The sequence below is a fragment of the Deinococcus maricopensis DSM 21211 genome, assembly GCF_000186385.1.
GTDB lineage: Bacteria > Deinococcota > Deinococci > Deinococcales > Deinococcaceae > Deinococcus_B > Deinococcus_B maricopensis.
Genome location: NC_014958.1, coordinates 2541788 through 2566699, shown reverse-complemented (window position 1 = coordinate 2566699; position 24912 = coordinate 2541788). Strand labels below are relative to the sequence as shown.

Sequence of the window (24912 nt, the reverse complement as noted above, 5' to 3'; positions counted from 1 at the left end):
GCTGCCTCCGTCACAGGCGGCGCCAGCGGCGGTCGTGGCCGAGCAGGTCGTCGGCGGCGTCGGGCCCCCAGGTGCCGCTGGTGTAGGGTTGCGGTTCGACGTCCATGTTCAGGATGTGTGCGACGAGTTCCCAGGCGCGTTCCACTTCGTCCTCGCGGGGGAACAGCGTGGCGTCGCCGAGCATCGCGTCGAGGAGCAGGCGGGAGTACGGGCTTTCCAGCTGCGCGCCGAACGCGTCGTACCGGAAGTCCATGACGACCTCGCGCAGCAGGTCCTCCTGCCCGGGCGTCTTGCTGCTGAACTTCAGGCTGACGCCCTCGTCCGGCTGGATGCGGAACGCCAGCACGTTGCGTTCCGCGCCGCCGGGGAACAGGCCGAGCGGGGGGCGCTGGAACACCACGGCGATTTCCGTGACCTTCTTCGGGAGGTGCTTGCCGCTGCGCAGGTAGAACGGCACGCCGCTCCAGCGCCAGTTGTCGATCTCGAGCTTCACGGCGACGTACGTGGGCGTCTTGCTGCCGGGCTTTACGTTCGGCTCATCGCGGTAGCCGACGACCTGCTCGCCGCTGACGGTGCCGGCGGCGTACTGGCCGCGCACGGCGGCGTCCTCGGTGATGGGGCGCGTGGCGCGCAGGACCTTCACCTTCTCGTCGCGGATGGCGCCCGCGTCGAACGCCACGGGCGTCTCCATGGCGGTGAGGGCGAACAGCTGCATCAGGTGGTTCTGAAGCATGTCGCGGACGACGCCCGCCTCCTCGTAGTACCCGGCGCGGCCTTCCAGGCCGAGGTCCTCCGCGGCGGTGATCTGCACGTGGTCCACGTACGTGCGGTTCCAGATCGGTTCGAAGATGGCGTTCCCGAAGCGGATCGCCATGATGTTCTGCACCGTTTCCTTGCCGAGGTAGTGGTCGATGCGGTAGACCTGCGTTTCCTGCCAGTGCGCGTGGATGGTGGCGTTGAGGTCCAGGGCGCTCTGCAGGTCGCGGCCGAAGGGTTTCTCGATGATCAGGCGGCGCCAGCCTTCGGTTTCGTCGGCGAGGCCGGCGCTGCCCAGGCCGGTGCTGATCGGCTCGAACAGGCTGGGCGGCGTGGACAGGTAGAACACGGCGTTCTTGCGGCCTCCATGCGCGGATTCGGCCTCGTCGAGTTCGCGTTTGATGCGCTCGTAGATGCCGATGTCCGCGAAGTCCCCGAAGGTGTAGAACAGCAGCGACGCGAACTTCTCGAGGCTGCCTTCCTGAATCTCGTCGGTTTCCTTGCTGGTGCGCAGGGCGTCCAGCGCGAACTCCCGGAACTGCTCGTCGGTCATGTCCTGGCGGCCCACGCCGAGGATGTTGAAGGCCGTGCCGAGCAGGCCGTCCTGCCACAGGCCGAACACGGCGGGCAGGAGTTTGCGTTTGGCGAGGTCGCCGGTCACGCCGAAGATCACGAGGGTGGCGGGCTCGGGCGCGCGGTTGCGGCGCATGCCCTGCCGGAACGGGTTGTTGCTCTCGCCGGGGCGGTGGTGGATGGCCTGCTCCGAAGCGGTTTCGGTGAGCTGGGACGCGTCGGCGGGGACGCTGCGGTTCGGGTCAGTCATTGCTCTTCACCCGCTGCTGGCCGCTCTCGCCGAGCTGCACTTTCGCGTCGGTGCCGCTCACAGCGGCCCCGTCGGTGTTCAGGGCCACTTCGGGCGTGTGCGCTTCGTGCGGCTTCACGGCCTCGACGGTGACTTCCTGCTGGGCGTGTTCGATCTTCTTGACGGCGTGCCCGCCGAACGCGCGGCGCATGGCGCTGAGCATCTGCCCGGCGTAGCTGACGTCCTGCTGGCTGCGGAAGCGCATCTGCGTGCTAAGCGTGATGACGGGCGTCGGGACGCCCTGCTCGATGCTGTCGATGATGGTCCAGCGGCCCTCGCCGCTGTCCGCGACGTAGTCGCTGAGTTCCGCGAAGGTGACGTCCTGCTTCAGCGCCTCGGCGGTCAGGTCGAGCAGCCAGGAGCGGACGACGCTGCCGTGCCGCCACAGTTCCGCGATCTGCGCGAGGTCCAGGCCGAACTCCTGCTTGGCCTGCATCAGCTCGAAGCCTTCGGCGTACGCCTGCATCATGCCGTACTCGATGCCGTTGTGGACCATCTTGACGTAGTGGCCGCTACCGCTGGGGCCCATGCGGCCCCACCCGCGGTCCCGGGCGGGCGCGAGGGCCTCGAACACGGGGCGCAGGCGCTCCACGGCGCCTTCCTCGCCGCCGATCATCATGGCGTAGCCTTCCTGCAGGCCCCAGATGCCGCCGGATGTGCCGACGTCCACGAAGAAGATGCCGTGCCGCGCGAGTTCCTCGGCGCGGCGTTTGGTGTCCTTGAAGTTGCTGTTGCCGCCGTCGATGATGATGTCCCCGGCGGTCATGCGCGCAGCGAGGTCCTGAATGGTCGCTTCGGTGGGGTGCCCGGCGGGCACCATGATCCACACGGCGCGTTCGCCGGGCGTGCCAAGCTGCGCGAGCAGATCGTCGAGGTCGGTGGCGCCACGCGCACCGAGGCCAACGACGTGCTGTACGTTCTGGGCGTTCAGGTCGTACCCGACGACGTTCACGCCGCCCTGTACGAGGCGGGCGACCATGTTGCCGCCCATTTTGCCGAGGCCGATCATGCCGATATTCATCATGTTCCTCCGATTGGTAACGATTCCAGAACTGTACTCATCTGGCGGCGAACCCGCCACTCACGCCCCGCAGTGTACCCCCAGGACTCTCATCTGCCCGGGTGGGTAAAGCCAAACGCAAGCCCCGCCGCACGCGCACCGTACAACAAGAGCGGGCCCGGCCCGCTCACCTCAACGCTTGCGCCGACCACCTTTCGCCGCGCGCGCCGCCTTCTGCGCTTCCTTCTGCTGCTCCTGGTACCGCTTCGCGGTGTCCTCCAGCAGCTGCGCCCCCTGCGCGTCCACGCTGCGCTGCAACTCGATCAGGGTCTGCGCCGACGCATTGCGCAGCAGCCGCTCCACCGGCTTCGCCGCCCACTTGAAGCGCACCCGCGCGTTCGTCGTGAGCGTCACCTCCGTACCGCCGGGAATCGGCTTGAAGCCCCACGCCTGCGAGAACTTCTCGACCGGCCCGAACGGCCGGGTCGACTCGTACCCGCCGCGCGTCGGCGCCTGCACCTGCAGATACTTCGCCGGGAACGACAACCCCAGCATCTTGTTCGGCAATTTCACGTGCAGCGCCGCATTCTGCACGATGCGTTCCTCACCCGTGTACGACATGTTGCGCACGTTCGGGTCCCACTTCCAGCGGCGCTTCGGGTCCAGTGCCTGCCGGAACAGCACATCCGGGCGCGCGCGAATCACAACCGTGTCCTTGAAGGTAATCAGCTCCGACATACGTACCCTCCATGCTACGCCAGGCACCCGGGCCGCGCGCCCTGCGGCGCTATCATGCCCGGTGTGACGTACAAGGCGTACCCCAAAAGCAAAGCCCGTCAGGCTCAGGACGCCGCCCGCGACCACCTCCCCCTCAAGGCCTGCATCCAGCCCGACGTGATCCCCACCGGGCAGGTCGTGGACCTCTACAGCGACGGCGCCTGCGACACCCAGGCCGGCCACGGCGGCTGGGCCACCATCCTCCGCTACGGCGACCGCGAACTCGAACTCAGCGGCAACGCCACCGAAACCACCAACAACCGCATGGAACTCACTGGCCTGCTCGAAGGCCTCCGCGCCCTCAAACGCCCCTGCCAGGTGCGCGTCGTCACCGACAGCCAGTACCTCCGCAAAGCCTTCACCGACGGCTGGGTCCTCAACTGGCAACGCAACGGCTGGCGCACCGCCGCCAAGGACCCCGTCAAGAACCAGGACCTCTGGGAAGCCCTCATCGACGAGGCCCGCAAACACGCCATGACCTTCGTGTGGGTGCGCGGCCACAACGGCCACGCCGAAAACGAACGCGTCGACGTCCTCGCCGTGCAGGAACGCAAGAAACTCCGCAAGTAGGCCCCCCGCACGCCCGCTCGCCTCCGCCATTTCGCGCGTTGACCTGCACCCCCGGGCAGCGCGTACCCTGCGGTATGACGCAACTGGAACCACCGCCGCACGGGTGGCGGACGTTCGTGTGGCTGTGGTCCTCGCAGGCCGTCAGCGTGATCGGCGGGGCGCTCAGCGCCTTCGCGTTCAACATCTACCTCACGCAGACGCGCTACCCACTGCCCGAACAGAAGCCCGAACTGGCCGCGGCGCTCAGCCTCACCGCCCTCGCGTTCATGGCCACCGCCATTTTCGGCGCGCCCATCGCCGGCGCCGTCGCGGACCGCTTCGACCGGCGCCGCATCATGCTCACCTGCGACGTGATCGGCGGCCTCACCTCCATCGGCTGCGCCGCCCTGCTGGCCCTCAGCACGCCGCCCCTGTGGCTCCTCATTGCCCTGATGGCCATCATCGGCCTTACCAGCACCTTCCACGGCAGCGCTTTCGACACCAGCTACGCCACCCTCGTGCCCCGAGAGCGGCTACCCCGCGCGAACGGCATGATGCAGACCATCTGGAGCCTGTCCGGCCTCGCCGCGCCCGCCCTGGCCGCCTCCATCATCGCCCTGCCCGCCCTCGCCCGGCACGGTGGTGGCCCCGCCTGGCTCGCCGGCCTGCGCGACGGCGTGCCCCTCGCGCTCGTCATTGACGGCGTCACGTTCCTGCTCGCCGCGCTCGTCCTCACGCGCCTCGCCATCCCCCGCCCCAACGTCGCCGCCGGTCCCGCCGCCCCTCACACCACGCCCGCGCGCCGCACCCTCCGGGACGACGTCCGCCTCGGCTGGACGTTCATCCTGCAGCGTCCGCCCCTGCTGCACCTGCTGCTCACGTTCGCCGGCATCAACCTCCTCACCAACGGCCTCGGCGTCCTCGAACCGCTCCTGGTGAAATTCACCCTCAAACCCGACTGGCAGGCCCGTGACCTCAGCTTCGAGCAGGCGTTCGCGGCGCTCACCATCGCGCACAGCGCCGGCGGCGTCCTCGGCGGCCTCCTCATCAGCACCTGGGGCGGCCTGCGGCGCGCGCGCGTCCTCGGCGTCCTCATCCCCATGATCCTCTCCGGCGCGGCCCTGTTCGGCGTCGGCACCGGCAGCACCCTCCCACTCACCGCCACGTTCGCCGTCCTGATGGGCCTGATGCTGCCCGCCATGAACGCGCACTCCCAGAGCATCTGGCAGTCCCGCGTGCCCGCCCACCTGCAGGGCCGCGTGTTCAGCGTCCGCCGCCTCATCGCGCAGTTCACCGCGCCCATCAGCTCCGCCCTCGCCGGCATCCTCGCCGCCCGCTACGCGCCCGGCGGGATCATCGCCGTGAGCGGCGCCCTGATCGTCCTGCTGAGCGCCGCGCAGCTCCTGAACCCCGCCCTGCGCCACGTCGAGGACGCCGACGACCCCGCCCTGCAGCCCGCGTAAACGGTTGTTCATTGTTCAGCGGGCGGGGCTACGTAGCCCCGCCCGCTTCGCATTACGACCCCCGGTTTTTTGCGGCGCTCGCGGCTGCCCGCGCCGCGCGCGTCTGCATGACCTTGTGCATCTGGTCCAGCTCGCCCGTGCAGGGTTGCTGATTGGGGCGCGCGTGGTTGCGCTCGTCCAGTTCGACGCACCAGCGAGCCGCGAACATCTTCGTGGCGGCCGTCAGCGCCGGCCCGGACCCTTCGCCGCCGTTCTGGAAGAACGTCACCACCAGGAAGTTCGGCGTCTGCCCGTTCCCGATGGGCCCGTACCCCTCGTACCAGGCGTTCGTCCACCCGTAGTTCTTGCGGTGACTCTCGGCGTTCTCGGCCGTGCCGGTTTTCCCGGCGGTGCGTACCGGGAAGAAGTTCGGGCCGAGCATGTGCGCGGCGGTGCCGTTGTACGCCCCGGCGCGGGTGGTCGTCATGCTCATGCCGCGTTTCACCGTCTCGAAGTCCCGCAGGTTGCCGGGAATGCGCGTGCCCGGGTTCACCGGCCGCGCCTGCCCACCCACCGCCTTCAGGACCGTGAGAGGCCGCCGCACGCCCTCGTTCTCCAGCGTGCTGAGCGCCGACGCGATCTGCGCGGGCGTCACCAGCAGCGCGTCCTGGCCGATGGCGAAACTCAGCGCCTGCCCGGGCTGCCACACCAGCGGCGCCTCCCCGCGCGCCTTGCGGGCCGCGTTCGCTGCCGCCCACGTCGTGTTGAAGTTCTCGATGCTCGGGATGTTGCCGGTCTTCTCGCCGATCAGCTCCAGCCCGGAAGTTTTCCCGAACCCGAAATCCTGAATGCGCCGCGACAGGTAGTTCGTGAACGTGCGCGGGTCCGCGCTGATCGCCGCCTGGTAGTACCACGTGTTGCACGAGTGCGCGATGGCGAGCGCGCCGTCCATCGGGCCCATGCTGCCCGTGCGGTGCCAGTTGTACCGCGGCCCGCCGAAGCGGATGTACGGCAGGCACGTGAAGGTCTTGTTCCCCCACCGCTCAATGAACGCCAGCGTGCTGGTCGGCTTGAACACGCTGCCCGAGTCGAACTGCTGCACCACGCGGTTCTGCATGACCGCGTCCGGCGACGTGAGCGCCTGCACGAGTTCCTTCGGGCGCGGCGACTGCGAGAACCAGTTCGGGTCGTACGTGGGGCTGCTCGCCAGCGCCAGCACCTCGTTCGTGCGCGGGTCCAGCGCGATGATGGCGCCCTTCACGACCTTCTCCTGCGTCGTGCCGTACTTCACGCGGTTGCGGTTGATTTCCGGCAGCGCCTCCCGCAGCGCCCGCTCGGCCGCCGCCTGCAGCGTGCTGTCGATGGTGAGCACCACGTCCTGCCCCTTACGGCCCGGGTCAACGACCTTGTCGCCCTGCGGCCGGCCGTTCGCGGTGACTTCCACGCGGCGCGTGCCGTTGCGGCCCGGCAGGACCTTCATCTCCTCCAGGCTCGCTTCCAGCCCGCTCGCGCCCACCAGATCCCCGAGCGTGTACCCACCCTCCTTGACTTCCTCGTCGTTCGCCTCGCGCGTGTACCCGAGCAGGTGCGCGGCGAGCTTCCCGTGCGGATACACGCGCTCCAGGCGCTCCCGCAGCTCCAGGTTCGGCTGCAGCGCTGTGAACTCGTACAGCGCCGGGATGCGGTCCGCGGGGATGTTGCGTGCGAGCGTTACTTCCTTTTCCTTGTGGACGTCCGGCTCGATGGGCTGGCCGTTCACGAGTTTGTCGGCGGGGACGCCCGCGAGGTAGCGGATCTTGTCCCAGTTGTCGATGGGCCGGTCCTTGATCCTGCCGGTGTAGATCAGGTCCACCGCCATGCGGTTCGTGGCGAGCAGCACACCGTCGCGCGTGCGGATCTCGCCGCGCAGCGCGCGGATCACCTCGTCGCGCTGGTAGTTGTTGTTGCTCTGCGTCGCGAACTCGTGGTAGCGCGTGACCTGCAGGTCGTACAGGCGCGCGGCGTACACGCTGAACACCGCCGTGAACGTCAGCGCGATCCAGCGCGCGCGGTTCATCAGCGGCGCGCGGCGCGTCTCGGCCGGGGCACGCCCGAGCGACAGGCGATCCACACGGTCACGGCGCATACGGGCACGACTCATACGAGACCCTCCTCCGGCGACGGCTGCCGACCGAACGCCCAGCCGCTCAGGCGCGCCCACGTGGGCGCCACCAGCAGCGTGAACGCCAGCTGCACCGGCAGCACCTGCACGAGCGCGTCCTGCGTGACGAGGCCGCCACGCAACCAGTACGTGAGCACCAGGAACGTCGCCCACTGCCCCACCACGGCCGTCACGACCGTCACGAGCGTCTGCAGCAGGCCACGGTCCGACAGGAACTTACGCAGGCCCAGCACCAGCAGCACCCCGCCCGCCGCGCCCGCCGCATGCAGGCCAAGCAGGCCGTGCCCGAGAGCGTCCTGCACGAGCCCCAGCCCGTACGCGCCGAGCAGCGCCCACCCGGGCCGCCAGCGCAACGCCACCGCCACCGCCGTGAGCAGGAACAGGTCCGGCGGCGTGAGCTGCGCGGGCAGCAGCGCCGACAGCGCCCCCTGCAAGCCCACCAGCAGCAGCAGGAACAACAACGGACGCATCAGAGGCCCCCCAGCACGGTCACGTCCTCCACGACGGACGCGTCCACCGCCGGCTTCACGACGACAGTGCGCATCACGTCGTTCGGACCGAGCGGCAGGACCTTCTCGACCGTGCCCACGCGGATGCCCACTGGGAACACCCCACCGAGACTGTTCGTCACGAGGGCGTCGCCGACCTTCACGGGCACGTTCAGCGAGAAGCGCGCCTTCAGGCGGTCCGGCGGCTGACCCACCGCGATCCCCCGCCCGCCACGGTTGCGCGCGAGCGTCACCCCGATGCGGCTTTCCGGGTCCGTGAGGGCCAGCACGACCGCCTCCTGCGCGCTCACGTTCACAACCTGACCGATCAGGCCCGCCGGGACCGTCACGGGCATGCGCACGCGCACGCCGTTCGCCGCGCCGCGGTTCACGGTCAGGCGGCTCAGCAGCGGACTCGGGTCCACCGCGACGACCTGCGCGATCCCGACGACGTTCGGCGCCTGCGTCGCGCGGATGCTCTCCACCTGCCGCAGCCGCGACACCTCCCGCTGCAGCTGCTCGTTGCGTTCACGCAGCACGTCGTTCTGCGCGCGCAGCTCGTGGTACCGCGCCGCGAGGTTGCGTTCCTCCACGAGCGTCACGTACGCCTGCCGCAGGTTCCGCGCGCCCTGCAGGAACACGCGGTTCACCGGCGCCACCCCCGCCGTGACGGCTGCGGGCGCCACCACCTGAAAGCGCGTGGTGACCATACTGACGCCCAGCAGGCCCAGGAACAGCAGCGCTGCGCGACGCCAGCCGGTCACGCGCCCTCCAGGGCTCCGCTCGTCTCGCCCCACACGGGCACGCCGTGCGCGCGCAGCGTGCGCGTCACGAGCGCCAGCGGGAACCCCACCACGTTCGAGTAATCGCCGTTCACGCACGCCACGAGCGCCATACCGAGCGCCTGGATGCCGTACCCACCGGCCTTGTCGAGGCCCTCGCCGCTCGCGGCGTAATGCTGCACCTCGGCGTCCGTGAGCGCGCGGAACGTCACCTCGGTGCGCTCCACCCCGCTCGTGACCTGCCCGGCGCGCAGCGCCGCCACGCCCGTGAACACCTCGTGCGTCCGCCCGGCCAGGCGCCGGATGAACGCGGCGTTCTCGGCAGCGTCGCGCGGCTTGCCGAGGATCGCCCCCTCCAGCGCCACGAGCGTGTCCGCGGCGAGCACCAGTGGCGCGCCGTCCACACGCTCGGCGACCGCGCGGGCCTTCTGCACCGCGAGGTCCTCGGCCACGCGCGCCGGGTCGGTGTGCTCGCTGATCTCCGGCAGGTCCGCCGTGAGCACCCGGAACGGCACGCCGAGCAGGCCGAGCAGCTCGCGGCGCCGCGGGCTGCCCGACGCGAGCACCACCGAAGTGGTCGCGTCGTCCATCACGTGCTCAGTACCCCTGCTGATTCGAGCCACCCGACACCAGACCCACGCCGCCGCTCGTGCCGAGACGCGTGGCGCCCGCCGCGATCATCGCCGCGGCGTCCTCGGCGGTGCGCACGCCGCCCGCCGCCTTGATCTGCGCGCGGCCCGCGATCACGCGGTTCATGAGCTCCACGTCCTCCAGGGTCGCGCCGCCCGGCCCGAAGCCCGTGCTGGTCTTCACGAAGTCCGCGCCCGCCGCGACGGCCGCCTCAGTCGCGCGGACCTTGCCGTTCTCGTCGAGGTAGCAGGTTTCGATAATGACCTTCAGGACCGTGTCCGGAATGGCTTTGCGCACGGCCGCGATGTCCGCCTGCACGTACTCCCAGTCACCCGCGAGGGCGCTGCCGATGGCGATGACCATGTCCACCTCGTCGGCGCCGGCCTCGACGCTCAGGCGCGCCTCGACGGCCTTCTGCTCGCTGGTCACGGCACCGAGCGGGAAGCCACACACCGTCGCCACGAGTACGTCGCTGCCGGACAGTTCCGCGCGGGCCAGCGCCACATGCTGAGGGTTCACGCACACCGCCCGGAACGCATGCTCGCGCGCCTCGGCGCAGAGTTTCACTATGTCCGCCGGGGTGGCGGTGGCTTTGAGCAGGGTGTGGTCGATGTAAGGCGCGAGATTCACCCGCCCAGAATACCCGCAGACCCTAAGAAAACGTGAAACGCCGCCCGGCCCCGTCCCACGCGCGCCCCTACAGCGCGGACGTGGCGAACTCCAGCTCGGTGCTGCGGTACACGACCCGGCCCGCCTCCTGCACCGGCAGCAACTCGAACTCCGCCGTGGCCGGCAGCGGCAGGTGCCCGCCCTCACCCACGCGCGGCCGCACCGCCACAGTCAACGCGCCGCTCCCCTTCGAACGGACCGTCACGTCAAACGCCTCCATGCCCACCGGCGCCGCCTGCTCCAGCAGACGCTCACGGAACTCCGGGAGGTGCTGCTCGATTTCCGCACGCACCTCAGCACTGCACTCTTCGAACGTCATGCCTCATTGTGTGCCGCGCCGCCTGAGCGCACGATGGCCGCCCGGTGAACCGTCCTGGCCGAATGGCCGGCACCCACCAACCCGGTATGCTGCGCGCATGAGCGACCCCACCCCCCAGGACGCCGTGAAACTCACGGCCGGCCAGCCCTTCCCGGACTTCGCGCTGCCCGACGCGGACGGCACCGTCCACCGCCTCGCCGACCACGCCGGCCACTACGTCGTCCTGTACGCGTACCCCAAAGACGACACGCCCGGCTGCACCAAGGAAGCCTGCGACTTCCGCGACAACGCCACCCTGCGCGCGCACGGCGCGCAGGTGCTCGGCGTCAGCCGCGACGACGCCGACAGCCACGCGAAATTCGCCGAGAAGTACAGCCTGCCGTTCCCGCTGCTCAGCGACCCGAACGCCGAATTCCTCCGGAGCATCGGCGCGTACGGCACCAAGAACATGTACGGCAAGGTCACCGAAGGCATCAAGCGCAGCACCTTCCTGATCGGCCCGGACGGCAAGCTCGTGAAGGCGTGGTACGCCGTGAAGGTCGACGGGCACGCCGACGCCGTCGTGAACGCCATCGAGACCGACCAGAAGGTCCGCAGCGCGTGATGGACCTCGAAGCGCTCAAAAAGGACGCCGCGCTGCGCGCCGTCACGTTCATCCGCAGCGGCATGCGCGTCGGCCTCGGCACCGGCAGCACCGCCAAGTACGCCATCGAGGAACTGGGGCGCAAGGTCACGAGCGGCGAGCTGACCGGCATCACCGCCGTCGCCACCAGCGAAGCCAGCGACGCCCTCGCCCGAGCGGTCGGCATCACCGTCGAAGACCTCGACCCGCGCCCATTCGACGTCGCCATCGACGGCGCCGACGAGATCGACCCGCAACTCAACCTCATCAAGGGCCTCGGCGGCGCGCTGCTGCGCGAGAAACTCGTGGAAATCCAGGCGCGCGAGTTCATCGTCATCGCCGACCACACCAAGATCGTCACGGCGCTCGGCGAAAAGGCCCCGCTGCCCATCGAGGTCGCGCAGTTCGGCGTGGTCAGCACCACCGAGCGCCTGCGCGCACTCGGCGCGACCGGCGAACTCCGCATGAACGGCGACCGGCCGTTCGTGACCGACAACGGCAACTTCATCTTCCACGCGCGCTTCCCGGCCGGGCATGACCTCACCGCCGCCGAGCGGTCCCTGAAAGGCACCCTCGGCGTCGTCGATACGGGCCTGTTCATCGGCATGGCCACGCGCGCGTTCGTCGCTGCGCCCGAAGGCGTGCGCGAACTCCACCGCTGACCACGCCGGACGCCCCCACCCGAAGGCAGCCCGCAAGGGTCCGCCGCCCTGTGTGTCCAGACGCCCCCGAGCCGCCGCGCCCGGGGGCGCTACCCTTGAGGCATGTCCGCTCGCCGCGTCGTCCTGAAACTCGGAACCAGCGTCCTCACCGCCGGCACGGACCGCCTGCACCGCCCCCGCCTCGTGGACCTCACGCGCCAGATTGCCGCGCTCCACGCTGAAGGCACCCAGGTCGTCCTGGTCAGCAGCGGCGCCGTCCTGGCCGGCTGGGAAGCGCTCGGGTTCCCCCCGCGCACCCGCACCCTCGCCGAAAAGCAGCTGCTCGCCGCCGTCGGCCAGGGCCGCCTGATGCACACCTACGCCACCCTCGCGGACCTGTACGGCCTGAACGTCGCGCAGGTGCTCCTCACCGCCGACGACTTCCGCGCCCGCGCCCGCTACCTCAACGCCCGCACCACCCTGCACGGCTGCCTGGAACGCGGCATCCTGCCCGTCATCAACGAGAACGACACCGTCGCCGTCGAGCAGATCAAGGTCGGCGACAACGACACCCTCAGCGCCTTCGTCGCGAACCTCGTCGAGGCGGACCTGCTGCTGATCCTCACGGACGCGCCCGGCCTGTACACCGCCGACCCGCGCAGCCACCCCGAAGCGACCCTGATTCCCGAGGTGCCCCGCGTGGACGCGGGCATCTGGGCGCTCGCCGGCGGCGCCGGCACTCACCGCGGGACCGGTGGCATGCACACCAAAATTCAGGCGGCGGAAATCGCCACGCGCGCCGGCACGCCCGTCGTCATCGCCAGCGGCGACGAACGCGACGCCCTGCTGCGCGTCGCGCACGGCGAGCCGATCGGCACTCGCTTCCACGCGCACGGCGCGCCCCTGGAGGCCCGCAAACGCTGGATTCTCGCGGAGGTTGCGTCCGCCAGCCGCATCACCCTCGACGCGGGCGCCGCCACTGCGGTGCGCGAGCGGGGCAGCAGCCTCCTCCCCGTGGGCGTCGTGGACGTGCAGGGCGACTTCGAACGCGGCCAGACGGTGCGCGTGTACGGCCCGGACGGCCACGAAATCGCGCGTGGCCTCACGCGCTACCGCGCCGACGACCTGCGCCGCGTGCAGGGCCGCCACTCCGGCGACATTGCCGCCGTGCTCGGGTACGAGTACGGCCCGGAGCTGATTCACCGTGACGACCTGATTCTGCTCTAAGGCACGCGTGCCGCCCAGCGCGCGTGCAGACAGGCGCGGCGCGCGCCCAGGGCACTCTGGTACGCTGCGGGGATGACGGTGGAGCACACCCCGACAGTCCGCGCGATGGGCGTGCGCGCCCGCGCCGCCGCCCGCACGCTCCGCAGCCTCGGCACCGCCGAGAAGAACGCCGCGCTGCACGACATCGCCCGCGAACTGCGCGCCCGCGCGCAGGACATCCTCCGCGCGAACGCGGACGACGTCGAGGCGGCGCGCACGGCGGGCCTGCCGGAGCACCTCATCGACCGCCTCACCCTGAACGCCGAACGGCTTGACGGCATCACCCGCGACGTCGAGAACGTCGCGGGCCTGCCCGACCCGGTGGGGGAGACCTTCGACGACCGCACCCTCGACAACGGACTGCACGTCACGCGCGTGCGCGTCCCCCTCGGGGTGCTCGGCGTGATCTACGAAGCCCGTCCGAACGTCACCGTGGACGTCGCCACGCTCGCCCTCAAGAGCGGCAACGCCGTAATCCTGCGCGGCGGGAAGGAAACGGCGCGCAGCAACGCCGCGCTCGTGGACGCCATCGGCGCGGCCCTCGAACGCACGGGCCTCCCGGCAGACGCCGTGCAGGTCATCCTCGACCCGGACCGCGAACGCATGCGCGAACTGCTGCGTCTCGACGACCTCGTGGACGCCATCATCCCGCGCGGCGGCGCCGGCCTGCACCGCTACTGCGTGGAGAACGCCACCGTGCCCGTCATCGTCGGCGGCGTCGGCGTCGTGCACCTCTACCTCGACGCGTCCTTCACGCGCGCGCCGGACGACGCGGACGCCGCCGTGCGCCTCATCCGCAACGCGAAGGTCCAGAAGCCCAGCGCCTGCAACGCCCTCGACACGCTCCTCATCCACCAAGGCGCGCTCGGCGCGCTGCCCGGCATCGTGCGGGACCTGCAGGCGCACGGCGTGGACGTCGTCGCGGACGCCGCCGCCCGCGCCGCCCTGGACGGCCTGACCGTCGGGGCGGCCACACCCGGCGACTACGGCACGGAATTCCTCGCCCTGAAAGTCAGCGTGAAGGTCGTCCGCGACCTCGACGAAGCCCTCGACTTCATTGCCGCGCACGGCGGGCACACCGACGTGATCCTCACGCGGGACGACGCGCAGGCGCGGCGCTTCGTGCAGGACGTCGACAGCGCCGCCGTGATGGTGAACGCCAGCCCCCGCTTCAACGACGGCGCGCAGCTCGGCCTCGGCGCGGAGGTCGCCATCAGCACCCAGAAGCTGCACGCGCGCGGCCCGATGGCCCTGGCGGAACTCACCACGAACAAATGGGTGGTGCGCGGCGACGGCCAGACCCGCGCCTGAACGCCCCTGCCGGGAAGGACCCGAACGGCCCGCGCGCCTGCCTGGATTCTGCGGCGGACGCGCGCACCTCTAAAGGCCGCGTCAGTGGGCGTTCAGGTGCGCCCCCGAGCACGCCCGCTATGCTGCGCGCATGCCCCGCCACCTCCTCATCCTCGCGTGCACCCTCGCCTGCTCCGCCACCGCCGCGGCCAATGACCCCTGGATGCGTTCCGGCGTGCTGGAGCGCCTGTACGGCACCAGCGCCCACCTGCGCGACGCGGCGGACCTGAACCGGCAGTTGCGCCTCACGGACGCTCAGGACAGCGAACTGCGCCGCCTCGCCAGCAGCGAACGCAAACTCGCGCTGCGCCTCAGCGGCGCGCGCTCCCGCGCGGAAGCCACAGCGTTCCGCGCGCAGCTCATGGCGTTCCGCACCGAGGAGGACCGCAAGGTCCGCGCGGCGCTCGGCGGGAAGTACGACGCGTTCCGCACGTGGGTGCGCACGTGGTGGACCCGCACGGTCCAGACGGCCCGCTGAGCGTTACCCGGCCACGAAGCGCAGCGCACCCTCAATGTCCTGCGTGTCCGCGAGGACCGGGACGGTGGTGCTCTCGCTCACCTGCGCGGCGTAGCGGACGTCCTCGCCGAGGCCGAGGCGGTCCAGGGCGATGCCGTGCGCGCTGCTCGACAGTGCCTCCAGCGGGTTCCCGACCGTGCGGCGCACTGTCAGGGCGATGCGCGCGCCGTCATCCACCGTGAATTCGCCCATGGCCATCAGGTACTCCGCGAGCACGCCGGCGGCGTACACATCGTCCATGCCGACGCGGCCGTCCGTGCCGGCACACACGATGGCGACCTCCTCGACCGCAAGCGCCTTCGCGCGGCGCGCGGCGGCGTGCGCGTTGCGCAGGCTCGCGAGGAGCACATGCTTGCCGCTCGTGCCCGCAACGTGCGCCGCGCCCGTGCCGTTGGTGGTGTTCATGACGACCGTGCGGCCCGTGAAGTTCTGGCTGTTCGCCTCCACCGGGCTGTTCCCGAAATCAAAGCCTGGAATGGCGAGCCCGCCGCGCTCCCCGCCCAGCAGGTACCGGTCGTCGCGGACGTCCGTGCCGTCCTCGCCCGTCGTGCCGCGCAGCGCGAGCGCCCGCTCGGGGCTGGCGGTGAGCAGCAGCGCGTCCGCGCCGCGCTCCAGGTACGTAATCGCCGTGGTGGTGGCGCGCAGCACGTCCACGATCAGGACGGTGTCGCTGTACGCGCCGTGCGGCAGGAGGTCCACGCGCAGCTTCATTGCGTGGCCTCGCGCAGCCTTCGCAGGCCCTCGGCAGGACCGTCCGCGCCGAACACGCTCGACCCCGCCACGAACTCGTTCGCGCCGGCGTCCATGAGCGCGCGGATGTTCGCAGGGCCGACGCCGCCGTCCACCTCCAGGTGTGCGTCGGGGTTCACGTCGTCCAGCCACGCGCGCACGGCGCGGATGCGGTCCAGGGCGCTCGGAATGAACGCCTGCCCGCCGAAGCCAGGGTTGACGCTCATGATCAGCACGCGCTGCACGTCCGCGAGGACCGGCCGCAGCGTTTCGAGCGGCGTCCCCGGGTTCAGGGTGACGCCCGCGTCGCGGCCGTGCGCGCGGATCTGCTGGACGACGCGGTGCAGGTGCCTGGTGGCCTCCACGTGCACGGTCAGGCCGTCCGCGCCGGCCTGCACGAACGCGTCGATGTACCGCTCGGGCTGCTCGATCATGAGGTGCACGTCGAGGTACTGGTCGGTGGCGCGGCGCGCCGCAGCGAGGATGGGCAGGCCGAAACTGATGTTCGGCACGAACAGGCCGTCCATCACGTCGACGTGGACGAGGTCGGCGCCGCCCTGCTGGATGGCGCGCAGCTCGTCGCCGAGCCGGGAGAAGTCGCAGGACAGAATGCTGGGCGCCAGGCGAGGAGAACGGGACACGCCGCACATTCTACCAGGGGGGGAAGGGGGGACGCCGACTCAGCCAGAAACAGAACGTCGGCGCGTCAGGGGGAACCTTGGGGAAACGGCCAGCAGAGGAGGCGGCTGCTTTACAATCTGACGGTGTCGCTGAAGGTCCCGTCCCTGCCGAAACTCCTGCCGTCCGCTCCTGCCGGCAACGTCCTGCTGCTGCCGCAAGTGGCGCGCGCCGCCCTGTTCGCCGCGCACGACGGCCCGGCGGTGCTGCTGACCACCGCGGACCGCCTGGACACCTACCGTGACGCCGGCGCCCTCGGCGCGCCCGTGAGCGTCAACCCGGGCCTGCGCGACTGGGGCGCGCGCCGCGACCACGTCATCCTCGACGTGAACACCGCCCTCGACCTGTTCCCCGCCAACCCCGAGGACCACGCCCTCGCGCTGCGCGTGGGCGGTCACTACCCCCGCGAGGCGCTGCTCAGCAAGCTGGAGCGCCTCGGGTACACGCGCCTCGACGCGCAGGACGACGGCAGCGGCTACGTGCTGCGCGGCGACACCCTCGAACTGCGCCCGGAAGGCGAGGAACGCCCGGTCCGTGCGGAATTCTTCGGCGACGAACTCGACGCGCTGCGCCGCGTGCTGGACGGCGGCGCCACCGAGAAGATCGAAACGTTCACGCTCGCGCCCGCCGAAGGGTACCTGAGCGACGAAGCCTGGACGGCCACGCGCCTCGACCTGCTGCTGGGCGGCCGCGTCTTCCTCGACAGCCCCGAGTTCTTCCCGACCGCGCTCGGCCCGCTCGTGAGCGAACTCTGGTCGAAACTGGAAGGCCGCGAGGTCACCAGCTTCGGCCGCAGCCCCCTCACGCTCACGGACTTCCCGTCGGACCTGAAGCCCCTCAGCTTCTACCGCGCGCGCCTGGGCGAGTTCGCCGAGGACGTCCGCCAGTGGCGCGACGCCGGCTACCGCATCCTCGTGCTCGTCCGGCACGACCGCACCGCGTCATACCTCGCCGACAAACTCCTCGACACGAACACCGTCCACTGGCTGAGCGTCCCCCGCGTGAACCCCGGCGACATCGGCTTCCTGCGCGCCCGCGGCGAAGGCGGCTTCGTGCTGGAGCAGGAGCGCGTCGTCGTCATCACCGAGGACCTCATCTACGGCTTCCAGGGCGGCAGCGCCCTGCGCAGCAAGAAACTCCACGGGAAGCCCGTCACGGACGCGCTTGGCCTGCACGTCGGCGACTACCTGATCCACCCGGAGCACGGCATCGGACAGTTCCTCGGCCTGGAGAGCCGCACGGTCCTCGGCGTCGCCCGCGACTACCTGCACCTCGAGTACCGCAGCGGCGCGAAACTGTACCTGCCCATCGAACTGCTGCCCGTGCTGCGCCGCCACCCGGGCACCACCGACGACCCGCCGAACCTCAGCAGCCTCGACAAGAAGGACTGGGCCAAAGCGCGCGAGAAGGCCCGCAAGAACGCCGAGAAGGTCGCCGCGAAACTCCTCGTGCAGTACGCCGCGCGGCAGGTCACGCCCGGGTACGCCTTCACGCCCATGCCAGAGTGGGACCAGCAGATCGAGGAGAACTTCCCGTTCGAACTCACCGCCGACCAGGTCACCGCCCTCAAGGAAACCTACCGTGACCTCGAAGCGGACCACCCCATGGACCGCCTGATCGCCGGGGACGTCGGCTTCGGCAAGACCGAGGTCGCGCTGCGCGCCGCGCACCGCGTCGTCGGACACGGCAAGCAGGTGGCCATTCTCGTGCCCACCACGCTGCTCGCCGAGCAGCACACCAGCACCTTCGTCGAGCGCTTCAAGAACCTGCCCGTGCGCGTCGAAGGCATCAGCCGCTTCACCAGCACCCGGCAGGCGAACGCCATCCTCGCGGACCTCGCGCAGGGCAAAGTGGACGTCATCATCGGCACGCACCGCCTGCTCAGCGACGACATCCAGTTCAAGAACCTCGGGTTGATCATCGTCGACGAGGAGCACCGCTTCGGCGTGAACCAGAAGGAGAAGCTCAAAGCCCTCCAGAACCTCCCGGAACTCGACAAGAACGGCGCGCCCAAAAAAGGCAAACGCGCCCTCCCGGAAGACGCCGTCGCCGTGGACGTCCTCAGCCTGTCCGCCACGCCCATCCCGCGCACGCTGTACATGAGCATGGTCGGGCTGCGCGACATGAGCAGCATCCAGACGCCCCCCAAAGGCCGCAAACCCATCCAGACGGTCCTCGCGCCGTTCGACCCCATGACGGTCCGCAACGCCATCGTCTCGGAAATCGACCGTAACGGCAAAGTCTTCTACATCCACGACCGCGTTGCCAGCATCGGCGCGCGCAGCCTGTACCTCCGCACCCTCGTGCCCGAAGCGCGCGTCGGCGTTGCCCACGGCCAGATGAACGAAGAGGAACTCGAAGAGATCATGCTCGGCTTCGAGGAAGGCGCGTTCGACGTGCTGCTCGCCACCACCATCGTCGAAACCGGCCTCGACATTCCCGAAGCGAACACCATCCTGATCGAACGCAGTGACCGCCTCGGCCTCGCGCAGCTCTACCAGTTGCGCGGCCGCGTCGGCAGACGCAGCGTGGACGCGTACGCGTACCTGTTCTACCCGCCGCGCCTCACCGAAAACGCCAGCCGTCGCCTGTGGGCCATCGCGGACCTCCAGGACCTCGGCACCGGCCACAAACTCGCCGAAAAGGACATGGAAATCCGCGGCGTCGGCAACATCCTCGGCGAAGAGCAGCACGGGCAGGTGCAGGCCGTCAGCATCGAGGTGTACACCGAACTGCTCGCCGAAGCCGTCGCGAAACTCAAAGGCGAACCCCTCAAGGAAGCCCCCACCGTCAGCGTCGACCTGCCCGTCAACGCGCGCCTCACACCCGAGTACTTCGGCAACGACGAGGAAGCCCGCATCGCCACGTACGGCCGCCTCAGCGACGCCCGCACCCTGCAGGCCGTCACGCGCATCGAACGGGACCTGCGTAAGCAGTTCGGGCCGCCCACCCCGGAAATCCAGAACTTCATCGACCTCGCCAAACTCCGCATGACCGCCCTCGCGCGCCGCGTGCTCAGCATCGGCGACAGCATGACGCACCTGCAGGTCACCTTCACGTACCAGGCGCTCGACTACGACGCGCCCGGCCTGCGCAAATTCCCGCACCGCACCGAAGTCACCACCTACCCGCCCGCCGTGCGCCTCGACAAACGCAACCTCAAACCCGACGAGTACGCCCGCACCCTCATGGAACTCCTCAGCTACTTCGGCTGAGTGACGGACGCTCACGCGCGCCCCACCGGGCGCGTTTGTGTTGGTTTGCTCCTGTTCCGCGCGCGCTGCATGCGGCACACTGGAACACGACCATGCCGGCGTCCAACGCGGATTACGCAGCCCTGCAACAAGCCATCCAGAAGACGCGCAACGCCCGCGCCGCCGACCAGGAAACCTGCGAGGCGTTCCTGAACGCCCTGTACCACGCCGCCCGCCACGCCAACGGCCCCGGCAAGCCCCTGAACAACGTCACCCTCAACGCCGCGCCCGACCCGTTCGCGCGCGTGCGGCCCGTCCCGGTCGGCGGCACGCACGCCGCGTGGCTGAAACTCGGGCTGTACGAGGTGCTCGTCCGCGTCCGGCGCGACGGCCCGTCGTACATCGGCGAGTACGGGCAGCGCGGCACGTTCCTCCTGACCCGCCCAGGCGAGACGGAACTGCTGGACCTCGCGCGCGCCATCATCGCGGACGGCGCGGACCTGTACGGCCTCCCGGAGAACGACGGTGTCCTGAACTGAACGCCTGGGTGCCGGCGCAGGCAGACGCTGCCGCCGGGCAGCCGCCTCCCTCAAGCCGGTGGAAGCGCCCCTGGCCATTGTGAGCGTCAGGGCCATCATGGGCCTGGCAGGGTTCGCCGCTGAACGCCAGCAGCACAGCCCCGGGGCTCCGAGTCAGTCCCGGAGGAGCCCACCACACGGCGCCGCGCCCATACTCACCGACGTGCAGTACGTGAGCGTGGGCGCGCGTGTGCCCGGGTGAGCCCACCTGGGCGTCCGGCAGGGGCAAGGCCTTCGGGAGCCTGCTCGGAGGTCCGCAAGAGGTCCGCATCGGGCCCGCCGTGCCCCGCTCAGTGGACTGGCTGCACGTACGTTTCGCTCAGGCGCCACAGGCGTTCGGCGGCAGCATCATCGAGAGCCTCGGCACTCACGGGCGCCACGTGCTCGTTCGTGAAGTACAGGCCGCTCAGGCCCGCCACGTCCGCGCTCGTCGCCAGGTACACGGCGGTCCGCGCGCCCTGCTCTTCCGTGACTGAGAACGGCCGCAGTAGCCCCCACAGGGCGCTCGTGAGGCCCTGGTTGTTGTGCGCGAAGCCGCTGCGGACGAGTCCCGGGTGGAAGGCGTTCACGGTCACGTCCGTGCCGCGCAGGCGCCGCGCGAGTTCGCGGGTGAACAGCACGTTCGCCAGTTTGCTCTGCGCGTACGCGCTCCACCCGCGGTACCCGAGCTTGAATTCCGGGTCGTGCCAGCGCAGGCGCGTCATGGTGTGCGCCATGCTGCTGGTGTTCACGATGCGCGCGCCCGGCGTGGCGGTCAGGACCGGCAGGAGTTCCTGCGTGAGCAGGAAGTACGCGAGGTGGTTGAGGGCGAAGGTCATCTCGATGCCGTCGCGGGTTTCCTGGCGCGCGCGGTAGAAGGCGCCGGCGTTGTTCACGAGGATGTGCAGGCGGGGTTCGGCGGCGCGGTACTCGCGGGCGACGCGGCGGACGTCCGCCTGCACGCTCAGGTCGCCGAGGATGGTGCGGACGTCGCCGCCAGTGGCCTGCTGGAGGTCGCGGGCGACGCGGGCGGTCTTGTCGGCGTCACGGCCGACGATGTACACGCGCGCGCCGCGCGCGGCGAGGTCCCGCGCGATCACTTTGCCGATGCCGTTCGTGGCGCCTGTCACCAGCGCGACCTGGCCGTGCAGGGAGGGGTCCGGAGTGGTCATGCGTTCAGGATACCCGGGTGGCGGCATGGGAAAGGGGGCGCGCGCCCGGCGTGGTTGCGGCCCCCTGCGCGGCGGACTTCACCCGGCCCGCCTTAAGTTGTGCGCGTACCTCTACGGTAACGGTTGGAGTGTCACACGTGTGTCACATGCGCGGCTCGAAACATTTAGAAACCCACCTGCACGAATGAAACGGTTCAGACAACTTCCTGGGCGGGGAACAGACTGCGTCCAAGATGTACGCCCGCGCACCCCTATGGGGCGCACGATCAGATGACCTCGCGGATTGCCACGTGCGCGCTGCGCGCCTGCAACTCCTGCCGCAGATACGTGAGGCGCGGGTGCTCCAGCTTCGGGTCGTGCGCGAGGATGTGCTTCGCGAGCGCGCGCGCATCCTCGATGACGTCCACGTCATTCACGATGTCACCGAGCTGCAGGTCCGGCAGGCCCGACTGGCGCGTCCCACGAATCTCGCCGGGCCCGCGCAGCTTCAGGTCCGCCTCGGCGATCACGAAGCCGTCCGTACTGCCTTCAATGATCTTCAGCCGCTTGCGGGTCTTCTGCGAGTGCTCTCCGGCGATCAGCACGCAGTAGCTCTGTGCACTGCCGCGCCCCACGCGCCCACGCAGCTGGTGCAGCTGCGACAGCCCGAACCGCTCAGCGTTCTCGATCACCATAACGGTCGCGTTCGGGACGTCCACGCCCACCTCGATTACCGTGGTGCTCACCAGCACGTCGAACTCGCGGCGGCGGAAGCGGTCCATCACCTCGTCCTTCTCGGCGGCGCTCATTTTGCCGTGCAGCAGGTCGATGCGCGCGTCCGGCAGGATGACTTTCAGGTCGTCCGCGAGTTGCGTCGCGGCGAGCAGTTCCAGGTTCTCGTTTTCCTCGATCAGGCTGGTCACCACGTACGCCTGACGGCCCTCGCGGATCTGCCGCATCACGAATCCGTACGCCTGACGGCGGTGCGTGTCCTGAATGAGTTTCGTCTCGATGGGTGTGCGGCCTGGCGGCAGCTCGTCGATCACGCTGAGCTCCAGGTCCCCGTACGCCGTGAGCGCGAGCGAACGCGGAATGGGCGTGGCGCTCATCACGAGCACGTCCGGGCGGTCCGCGAGCAGCTTGCGCCGCTGCAGCACCCCGAAGCGGTGCTCCTCGTCGATGACCGCGAGGCCCAGGTTCGCCCAGCGGACGCTCTCCTGAATGAGCGCCTGCGTGCCGACCACCACGTCAATCAGGCCGTTGGCGATGGTGGCCTGCATCTCCGCTTTCTGCTTCGGCGTCATCGCGCCGATCAGCAGGCCCACGCGCACGCCGAGCGGCTCCAAGTACCCGGCGAGGTTCTTGAAGTGCTGCCGCGCGAGGATTTCCGTGGGGGCCATCAGGGCGCCCTGGTAGCCGTCGCGCACCGCGAGGTACAGCGCGCACGCCGCCACCGCCGTCTTGCCGCTGCCCACGTCACCCTGCACGAGGCGCGCCATCTGCTTCTCGCTGCGCATGTCGTCCGCGACCTCGTGCAGCACGCGTCGCTGCGCGCCCGTGAACTGGAACGGCAGCGAGCCCTCGAACCGCTCGATGTCCCGCCCGTCCGCGAGGAAACGCTTGCCGAGCAGCACGCCGTCCTCGCCCTGCAGCAGCAGCCGCAGCTCCAAGAACAGGTACTCGTCGAAGCGCAGGCGTTCGCGCGCGCGCGTCAGGTGGTCCTCGTCGGTGGGGAAGTGCATGCCCCACAGGGCGTCCGCAAGGTCCGTGAGGCCGTACTGGCGACGCCACGCGCCCGGCAGGTAGTCGTCGAGCGGCACGCTCGTGAGGGCCGTGTGCGCCGCCTTGCGCAGGAAGTCCTGGCTGACGCCTTCCTGCGCCTCGTACACGCCGACGATGCGCGCCGTGGACAGGCTGCCTTCCGCGTCGTCCTCCCGCTCGAAGTACTCCGCGCCGATCTGCACGCTGCGCCCGAAGCGCTTCGCGCGGCCCGTGACGATCAGGCGCGAACCGACCGACAGCTGCTTCTCCGCCCACGGCTGGTTGAACCACGTGCACTTCACGCGCTGCCCGTACGGGTCTTCGAGCGTCACCTCCAGAATCAGCATTTTCGGTTTGGGCGTGCGGCGGTTCTTGCTGACCACCACGCCGGACACCGTGACCTTCTGGCCGTCCTCGACGTCTACGAGGTTCGGCAGGGCGCGGCGGTCCTCGTGGCGGCGCGGGTACGCGTGCAGCAGGTCCCGTAGGGTGTGCAGGCCCAGGCCGCGCAGCTTCTTGGGGCCCTGCGGGCCGAAGTTCACCCGGTCCACCGGGGCGTCCGGCGGCACCTGCGTGTCCGCGCTGGGCGCGGGCGGCGCGACGCGTGCGGGGGCGCGCCGTGCCGGGGCGGCCGTGACCGGTTCGGGTTGCAGCAGCGCGAGCGCCTCGCGCAGCTTGTCGGCGCGTCCGGTTTCGTCCAGCGCGGCGTAGTCGCGCAGCACCTCGCGGACTTTCGGGAAGGGCCGCGCGAGGTTCATGAGCAGGCGATCCATGCCGCCGGCCACTGCCCGGTTCTGGCAGCCGCCGGCCAGCTCCAGTTCCAGTGGTTTCCTGAGTTTCTCGCGGAGTTCCTCGACCGTCGCCATCGAACGCTCAGGCTACCAGATTACGCCCATAACGGAACGTCCTGGCTCACCAACCCCGCCGCGCAAGCATGAAGGCCCGCTCAGCGACGCGCAAACCGCGCCTGCTACGCTGAATTCCTGATGACTGCCTCCCCGAACCCCCGGAGTCCCGCATGAGCGGCGGCCTCGTCGCCCTGCTCGACGACGTCGCGGCCATCGCCCGCCTCGCCGCCGCCTCGCTCGACGACATCGGCGCCGCCGCCAGCAAAGCCGGCGTCAAAGCCATCGGCGTCGTCGTGGACGACACCGCCGTCACCCCCCGCTACGTCACCGGCTTCACGCCCGACCGCGAACTCCCCATCATCTGGCGCATCGCCAAAGGGTCCCTGCGCAACAAGCTCGTGTTCATCCTGCCCGCCGCGCTGCTGCTCAGCCAGTTCCTGCCGTGGGCCATCACGCCCCTGCTGATGCTCGGCGGCGCGTACCTGTCCTTCGAGGGCGCCGAGAAACTCCTCGAGGCTTTCACCGGCCACCACGACAAGGCTGGCGAGCAGAACACGAAACTCGGCAGCGCCGACCACGAGGAGCAGATGGTCACGGGCGCCGTCCGCACCGACTTCATCCTGTCCGCGGAAATCATGGCCATCGCCCTCGCGGAAGTGAGCGGCGAGCCGTTCCTGTCGCGCGCGCTGATCCTGGCGCTCGTCGCCGTCATGATCACGCTGCTGGTGTACGGCGTGGTCGGCCTGATCGTGAAAATGGACGATTTCGGCCTCAAGCTCGCCGGCACCCGCTCCGGCGCGGCCCGCGCGTTCGGGCGGGGCCTCGTGCGCACCATGCCCGTCGTGATGGCCGCGCTGTCCGTCATTGGCACCATCGCCATGCTGTGGGTGGGCGGGCACATCCTGATCGACGGCCTCGATAAGTTCGGCGTGAGTGCCCCCGCGCACACCCTGCACGACGCGTCGCACGCCGCCGGGCACGCGGTGCCGTTCGCGTCCGGCGTGGTGACGTGGCTGGTCGAGACGCTCGGGTCCGGCCTCGTGGGCCTGCTGGTGGGCGGACTCATCGTCGGTGCGCTGCACCTGCGGCGCCACTGAACCCTGCACGCAGCAGGAAGGCCGGGGCAAACCCCGGCCTTCCTGCTGCGCGGCGCCCCGCCGGGG

The 24912-nt window shown here is 70.1% G+C and carries 23 protein-coding genes; 10 read left to right on the top strand and 13 right to left on the bottom strand.

The genetic code is table 11. The annotated features are described in order from the left end of the window. Positions 1-10: 10 nt before the first annotated feature. The 3 genes from zwf to DEIMA_RS11940 form a co-directional block, all read right to left on the bottom strand. Positions 11-1579 carry a glucose-6-phosphate dehydrogenase gene (gene zwf, locus DEIMA_RS11950; RefSeq protein ID WP_013557522.1) on the bottom strand — a complete coding sequence of 523 codons (1569 nt, stop codon included), beginning with the start codon at positions 1577-1579 and terminating at the stop codon, positions 11-13. Beyond that, a complete protein-coding gene (gnd, locus tag DEIMA_RS11945) occupies positions 1572-2639 on the bottom strand; it encodes a phosphogluconate dehydrogenase (NAD(+)-dependent, decarboxylating) (RefSeq protein WP_013557521.1) in 1068 nt (355 codons plus the stop codon). Before gnd ends, zwf begins: the two co-directional genes overlap by 8 nt. A gap of 171 nt (positions 2640-2810) precedes the next feature. After that, positions 2811-3356, bottom strand: a complete 546-nt coding sequence (locus DEIMA_RS11940) for an SRPBCC family protein (protein WP_013557520.1) — start codon at positions 3354-3356, stop codon at positions 2811-2813. Positions 3357-3410: 54 nt separating this feature from the next. Between DEIMA_RS11940 and rnhA the strand changes: the two genes are divergently transcribed. Together rnhA and DEIMA_RS11930 are read left to right on the top strand one after the other, a co-directional pair. Beyond that, a complete protein-coding gene (gene rnhA, locus DEIMA_RS11935; protein WP_013557519.1) occupies positions 3411-3965 on the top strand; it encodes a ribonuclease HI in 555 nt (184 codons plus the stop codon). 74 nt (positions 3966-4039) lie between these two features. Continuing rightward, complete coding sequence (locus tag DEIMA_RS11930; protein WP_013557518.1) at positions 4040-5407, top strand: MFS transporter; 1368 nt, start codon at positions 4040-4042, stop codon at positions 5405-5407. Between the two features lie 52 nt (positions 5408-5459). Here the strand turns inward: DEIMA_RS11930 and DEIMA_RS11925 are convergent, their stop codons facing one another. The 6 genes from DEIMA_RS11925 to DEIMA_RS11900 form a co-directional block, all read right to left on the bottom strand. Continuing rightward, complete coding sequence (locus DEIMA_RS11925) at positions 5460-7526, bottom strand: peptidoglycan D,D-transpeptidase FtsI family protein (RefSeq protein WP_013557517.1); 2067 nt, start codon at positions 7524-7526, stop codon at positions 5460-5462. Next, the gene (locus DEIMA_RS11920; RefSeq protein ID WP_013557516.1) at positions 7523-8017 is read right to left on the bottom strand and encodes a hypothetical protein; all 495 of its coding nucleotides are present in this window, start codon (positions 8015-8017) and stop codon (positions 7523-7525) included. The genes DEIMA_RS11925 and DEIMA_RS11920 overlap by 4 nt, the downstream gene beginning before the upstream one ends. Next, entirely contained in the window at positions 8017-8799 is a 783-nt protein-coding gene (mreC, locus tag DEIMA_RS11915) for a rod shape-determining protein MreC (protein WP_013557515.1), read from the bottom strand. Before mreC ends, DEIMA_RS11920 begins: the two co-directional genes overlap by 1 nt. Continuing rightward, a complete protein-coding gene (locus DEIMA_RS11910) occupies positions 8796-9407 on the bottom strand; it encodes a Maf family nucleotide pyrophosphatase (protein WP_013557514.1) in 612 nt (203 codons plus the stop codon). Before DEIMA_RS11910 ends, mreC begins: the two co-directional genes overlap by 4 nt. Before the next feature lie 7 nt (positions 9408-9414). Further along, positions 9415-10077, bottom strand: a complete 663-nt coding sequence (gene deoC / locus DEIMA_RS11905; protein WP_013557513.1) for a deoxyribose-phosphate aldolase — start codon at positions 10075-10077, stop codon at positions 9415-9417. Positions 10078-10144: 67 nt separating this feature from the next. Beyond that, complete coding sequence (locus DEIMA_RS11900; protein ID WP_013557512.1) at positions 10145-10435, bottom strand: hypothetical protein; 291 nt, start codon at positions 10433-10435, stop codon at positions 10145-10147. A gap of 97 nt (positions 10436-10532) precedes the next feature. Here DEIMA_RS11900 and prxQ point away from each other — a divergent pair, with 97 nt between their 5' ends. The 5 genes from prxQ to DEIMA_RS11875 all read left to right on the top strand — a co-directional run bounded on the left by prxQ (position 10533) and on the right by DEIMA_RS11875 (position 14792). After that, a complete protein-coding gene (gene prxQ / locus DEIMA_RS11895; protein WP_013557511.1) occupies positions 10533-11039 on the top strand; it encodes a thioredoxin-dependent peroxiredoxin PrxQ in 507 nt (168 codons plus the stop codon). Further along, positions 11039-11719 carry a ribose 5-phosphate isomerase A gene (rpiA, locus tag DEIMA_RS11890; protein ID WP_013557510.1) on the top strand — a complete coding sequence of 227 codons (681 nt, stop codon included), beginning with the start codon at positions 11039-11041 and terminating at the stop codon, positions 11717-11719. The genes prxQ and rpiA overlap by 1 nt, the downstream gene beginning before the upstream one ends. A 102-nt stretch (positions 11720-11821) precedes the next feature. Beyond that, on the top strand, positions 11822-12925 hold the full coding sequence (gene proB, locus DEIMA_RS11885) for a glutamate 5-kinase (RefSeq protein WP_013557509.1): 1104 nt from the start codon (positions 11822-11824) through the stop codon (positions 12923-12925). A 72-nt stretch (positions 12926-12997) separates the two neighbouring features. Beyond that, complete coding sequence (locus DEIMA_RS11880; RefSeq protein WP_013557508.1) at positions 12998-14275, top strand: glutamate-5-semialdehyde dehydrogenase; 1278 nt, start codon at positions 12998-13000, stop codon at positions 14273-14275. A gap of 130 nt (positions 14276-14405) precedes the next feature. Further along, complete coding sequence (locus DEIMA_RS11875; RefSeq protein WP_013557507.1) at positions 14406-14792, top strand: hypothetical protein; 387 nt, start codon at positions 14406-14408, stop codon at positions 14790-14792. A gap of 3 nt (positions 14793-14795) precedes the next feature. Here DEIMA_RS11875 and DEIMA_RS11870 read toward each other — a convergent pair whose 3' ends face one another. Further along, the gene (locus DEIMA_RS11870) at positions 14796-15542 is read right to left on the bottom strand and encodes a 2-phosphosulfolactate phosphatase (RefSeq protein WP_013557506.1); all 747 of its coding nucleotides are present in this window, start codon (positions 15540-15542) and stop codon (positions 14796-14798) included. Beyond that, positions 15539-16210 (bottom strand): ribulose-phosphate 3-epimerase, encoded by a 672-nt coding sequence (gene rpe / locus DEIMA_RS11865; RefSeq protein ID WP_013557505.1) that lies wholly within the window; start codon positions 16208-16210, stop codon positions 15539-15541. The genes DEIMA_RS11870 and rpe overlap by 4 nt, the downstream gene beginning before the upstream one ends. Positions 16211-16324: 114 nt before the next feature. On the opposite strand from rpe, the gene DEIMA_RS11860 reads away from it, so the two are divergent. Continuing rightward, complete coding sequence (locus DEIMA_RS11860; protein ID WP_013557504.1) at positions 16325-19453, top strand: DEAD/DEAH box helicase; 3129 nt, start codon at positions 16325-16327, stop codon at positions 19451-19453. A gap of 92 nt (positions 19454-19545) precedes the next feature. Beyond that, positions 19546-19971, top strand: coding sequence for a hypothetical protein (locus DEIMA_RS11855; RefSeq protein WP_013557503.1), 426 nt, complete (start codon positions 19546-19548; stop codon positions 19969-19971). A 329-nt stretch (positions 19972-20300) separates the two neighbouring features. Here the strand turns inward: DEIMA_RS11855 and DEIMA_RS11850 are convergent, their stop codons facing one another. Further along, positions 20301-21161: an SDR family oxidoreductase gene (locus tag DEIMA_RS11850; protein ID WP_013557502.1), complete on the bottom strand. Its 861-nt coding sequence runs from the start codon at positions 21159-21161 to the stop codon at positions 20301-20303. 266 nt (positions 21162-21427) lie between these two features. Next, entirely contained in the window at positions 21428-23767 is a 2340-nt protein-coding gene (gene recG, locus DEIMA_RS11845) for an ATP-dependent DNA helicase RecG (protein WP_013557501.1), read from the bottom strand. A 152-nt stretch (positions 23768-23919) separates the two neighbouring features. Between recG and DEIMA_RS11840 the strand changes: the two genes are divergently transcribed. Then, a complete protein-coding gene (locus tag DEIMA_RS11840) occupies positions 23920-24846 on the top strand; it encodes a DUF808 domain-containing protein (RefSeq protein ID WP_013557500.1) in 927 nt (308 codons plus the stop codon). Positions 24847-24912: the final 66 nt, after the last annotated feature.

Coding starts and splice junctions, on each gene's coding strand:
- zwf (WP_013557522.1), bottom strand. CDS start 1,579: ATGACTGACCCGAACCGCAGCGTCCCCGCCGACGCGTCCCAGCTCACC.
- gnd (WP_013557521.1), bottom strand. CDS start 2,639: ATGAATATCGGCATGATCGGCCTCGGCAAAATGGGCGGCAACATGGTC.
- DEIMA_RS11940 (WP_013557520.1), bottom strand. CDS start 3,356: ATGTCGGAGCTGATTACCTTCAAGGACACGGTTGTGATTCGCGCGCGC.
- rnhA (WP_013557519.1), top strand. CDS start 3,411: ATGCCCGGTGTGACGTACAAGGCGTACCCCAAAAGCAAAGCCCGTCAG.
- DEIMA_RS11930 (WP_013557518.1), top strand. CDS start 4,040: ATGACGCAACTGGAACCACCGCCGCACGGGTGGCGGACGTTCGTGTGG.
- DEIMA_RS11925 (WP_013557517.1), bottom strand. CDS start 7,526: ATGAGTCGTGCCCGTATGCGCCGTGACCGTGTGGATCGCCTGTCGCTC.
- DEIMA_RS11920 (WP_013557516.1), bottom strand. CDS start 8,017: ATGCGTCCGTTGTTGTTCCTGCTGCTGCTGGTGGGCTTGCAGGGGGCG.
- DEIMA_RS11910 (WP_013557514.1), bottom strand. CDS start 9,407: ATGGACGACGCGACCACTTCGGTGGTGCTCGCGTCGGGCAGCCCGCGG.
- DEIMA_RS11900 (WP_013557512.1), bottom strand. CDS start 10,435: ATGACGTTCGAAGAGTGCAGTGCTGAGGTGCGTGCGGAAATCGAGCAG.
- prxQ (WP_013557511.1), top strand. CDS start 10,533: ATGAGCGACCCCACCCCCCAGGACGCCGTGAAACTCACGGCCGGCCAG.
- rpiA (WP_013557510.1), top strand. CDS start 11,039: ATGGACCTCGAAGCGCTCAAAAAGGACGCCGCGCTGCGCGCCGTCACG.
- proB (WP_013557509.1), top strand. CDS start 11,822: ATGTCCGCTCGCCGCGTCGTCCTGAAACTCGGAACCAGCGTCCTCACC.
- DEIMA_RS11880 (WP_013557508.1), top strand. CDS start 12,998: ATGACGGTGGAGCACACCCCGACAGTCCGCGCGATGGGCGTGCGCGCC.
- DEIMA_RS11875 (WP_013557507.1), top strand. CDS start 14,406: ATGCCCCGCCACCTCCTCATCCTCGCGTGCACCCTCGCCTGCTCCGCC.
- DEIMA_RS11870 (WP_013557506.1), bottom strand. CDS start 15,542: ATGAAGCTGCGCGTGGACCTCCTGCCGCACGGCGCGTACAGCGACACC.
- rpe (WP_013557505.1), bottom strand. CDS start 16,210: ATGTGCGGCGTGTCCCGTTCTCCTCGCCTGGCGCCCAGCATTCTGTCC.
- DEIMA_RS11855 (WP_013557503.1), top strand. CDS start 19,546: ATGCCGGCGTCCAACGCGGATTACGCAGCCCTGCAACAAGCCATCCAG.
- DEIMA_RS11850 (WP_013557502.1), bottom strand. CDS start 21,161: ATGACCACTCCGGACCCCTCCCTGCACGGCCAGGTCGCGCTGGTGACA.
- recG (WP_013557501.1), bottom strand. CDS start 23,767: ATGGCGACGGTCGAGGAACTCCGCGAGAAACTCAGGAAACCACTGGAA.
- DEIMA_RS11840 (WP_013557500.1), top strand. CDS start 23,920: ATGAGCGGCGGCCTCGTCGCCCTGCTCGACGACGTCGCGGCCATCGCC.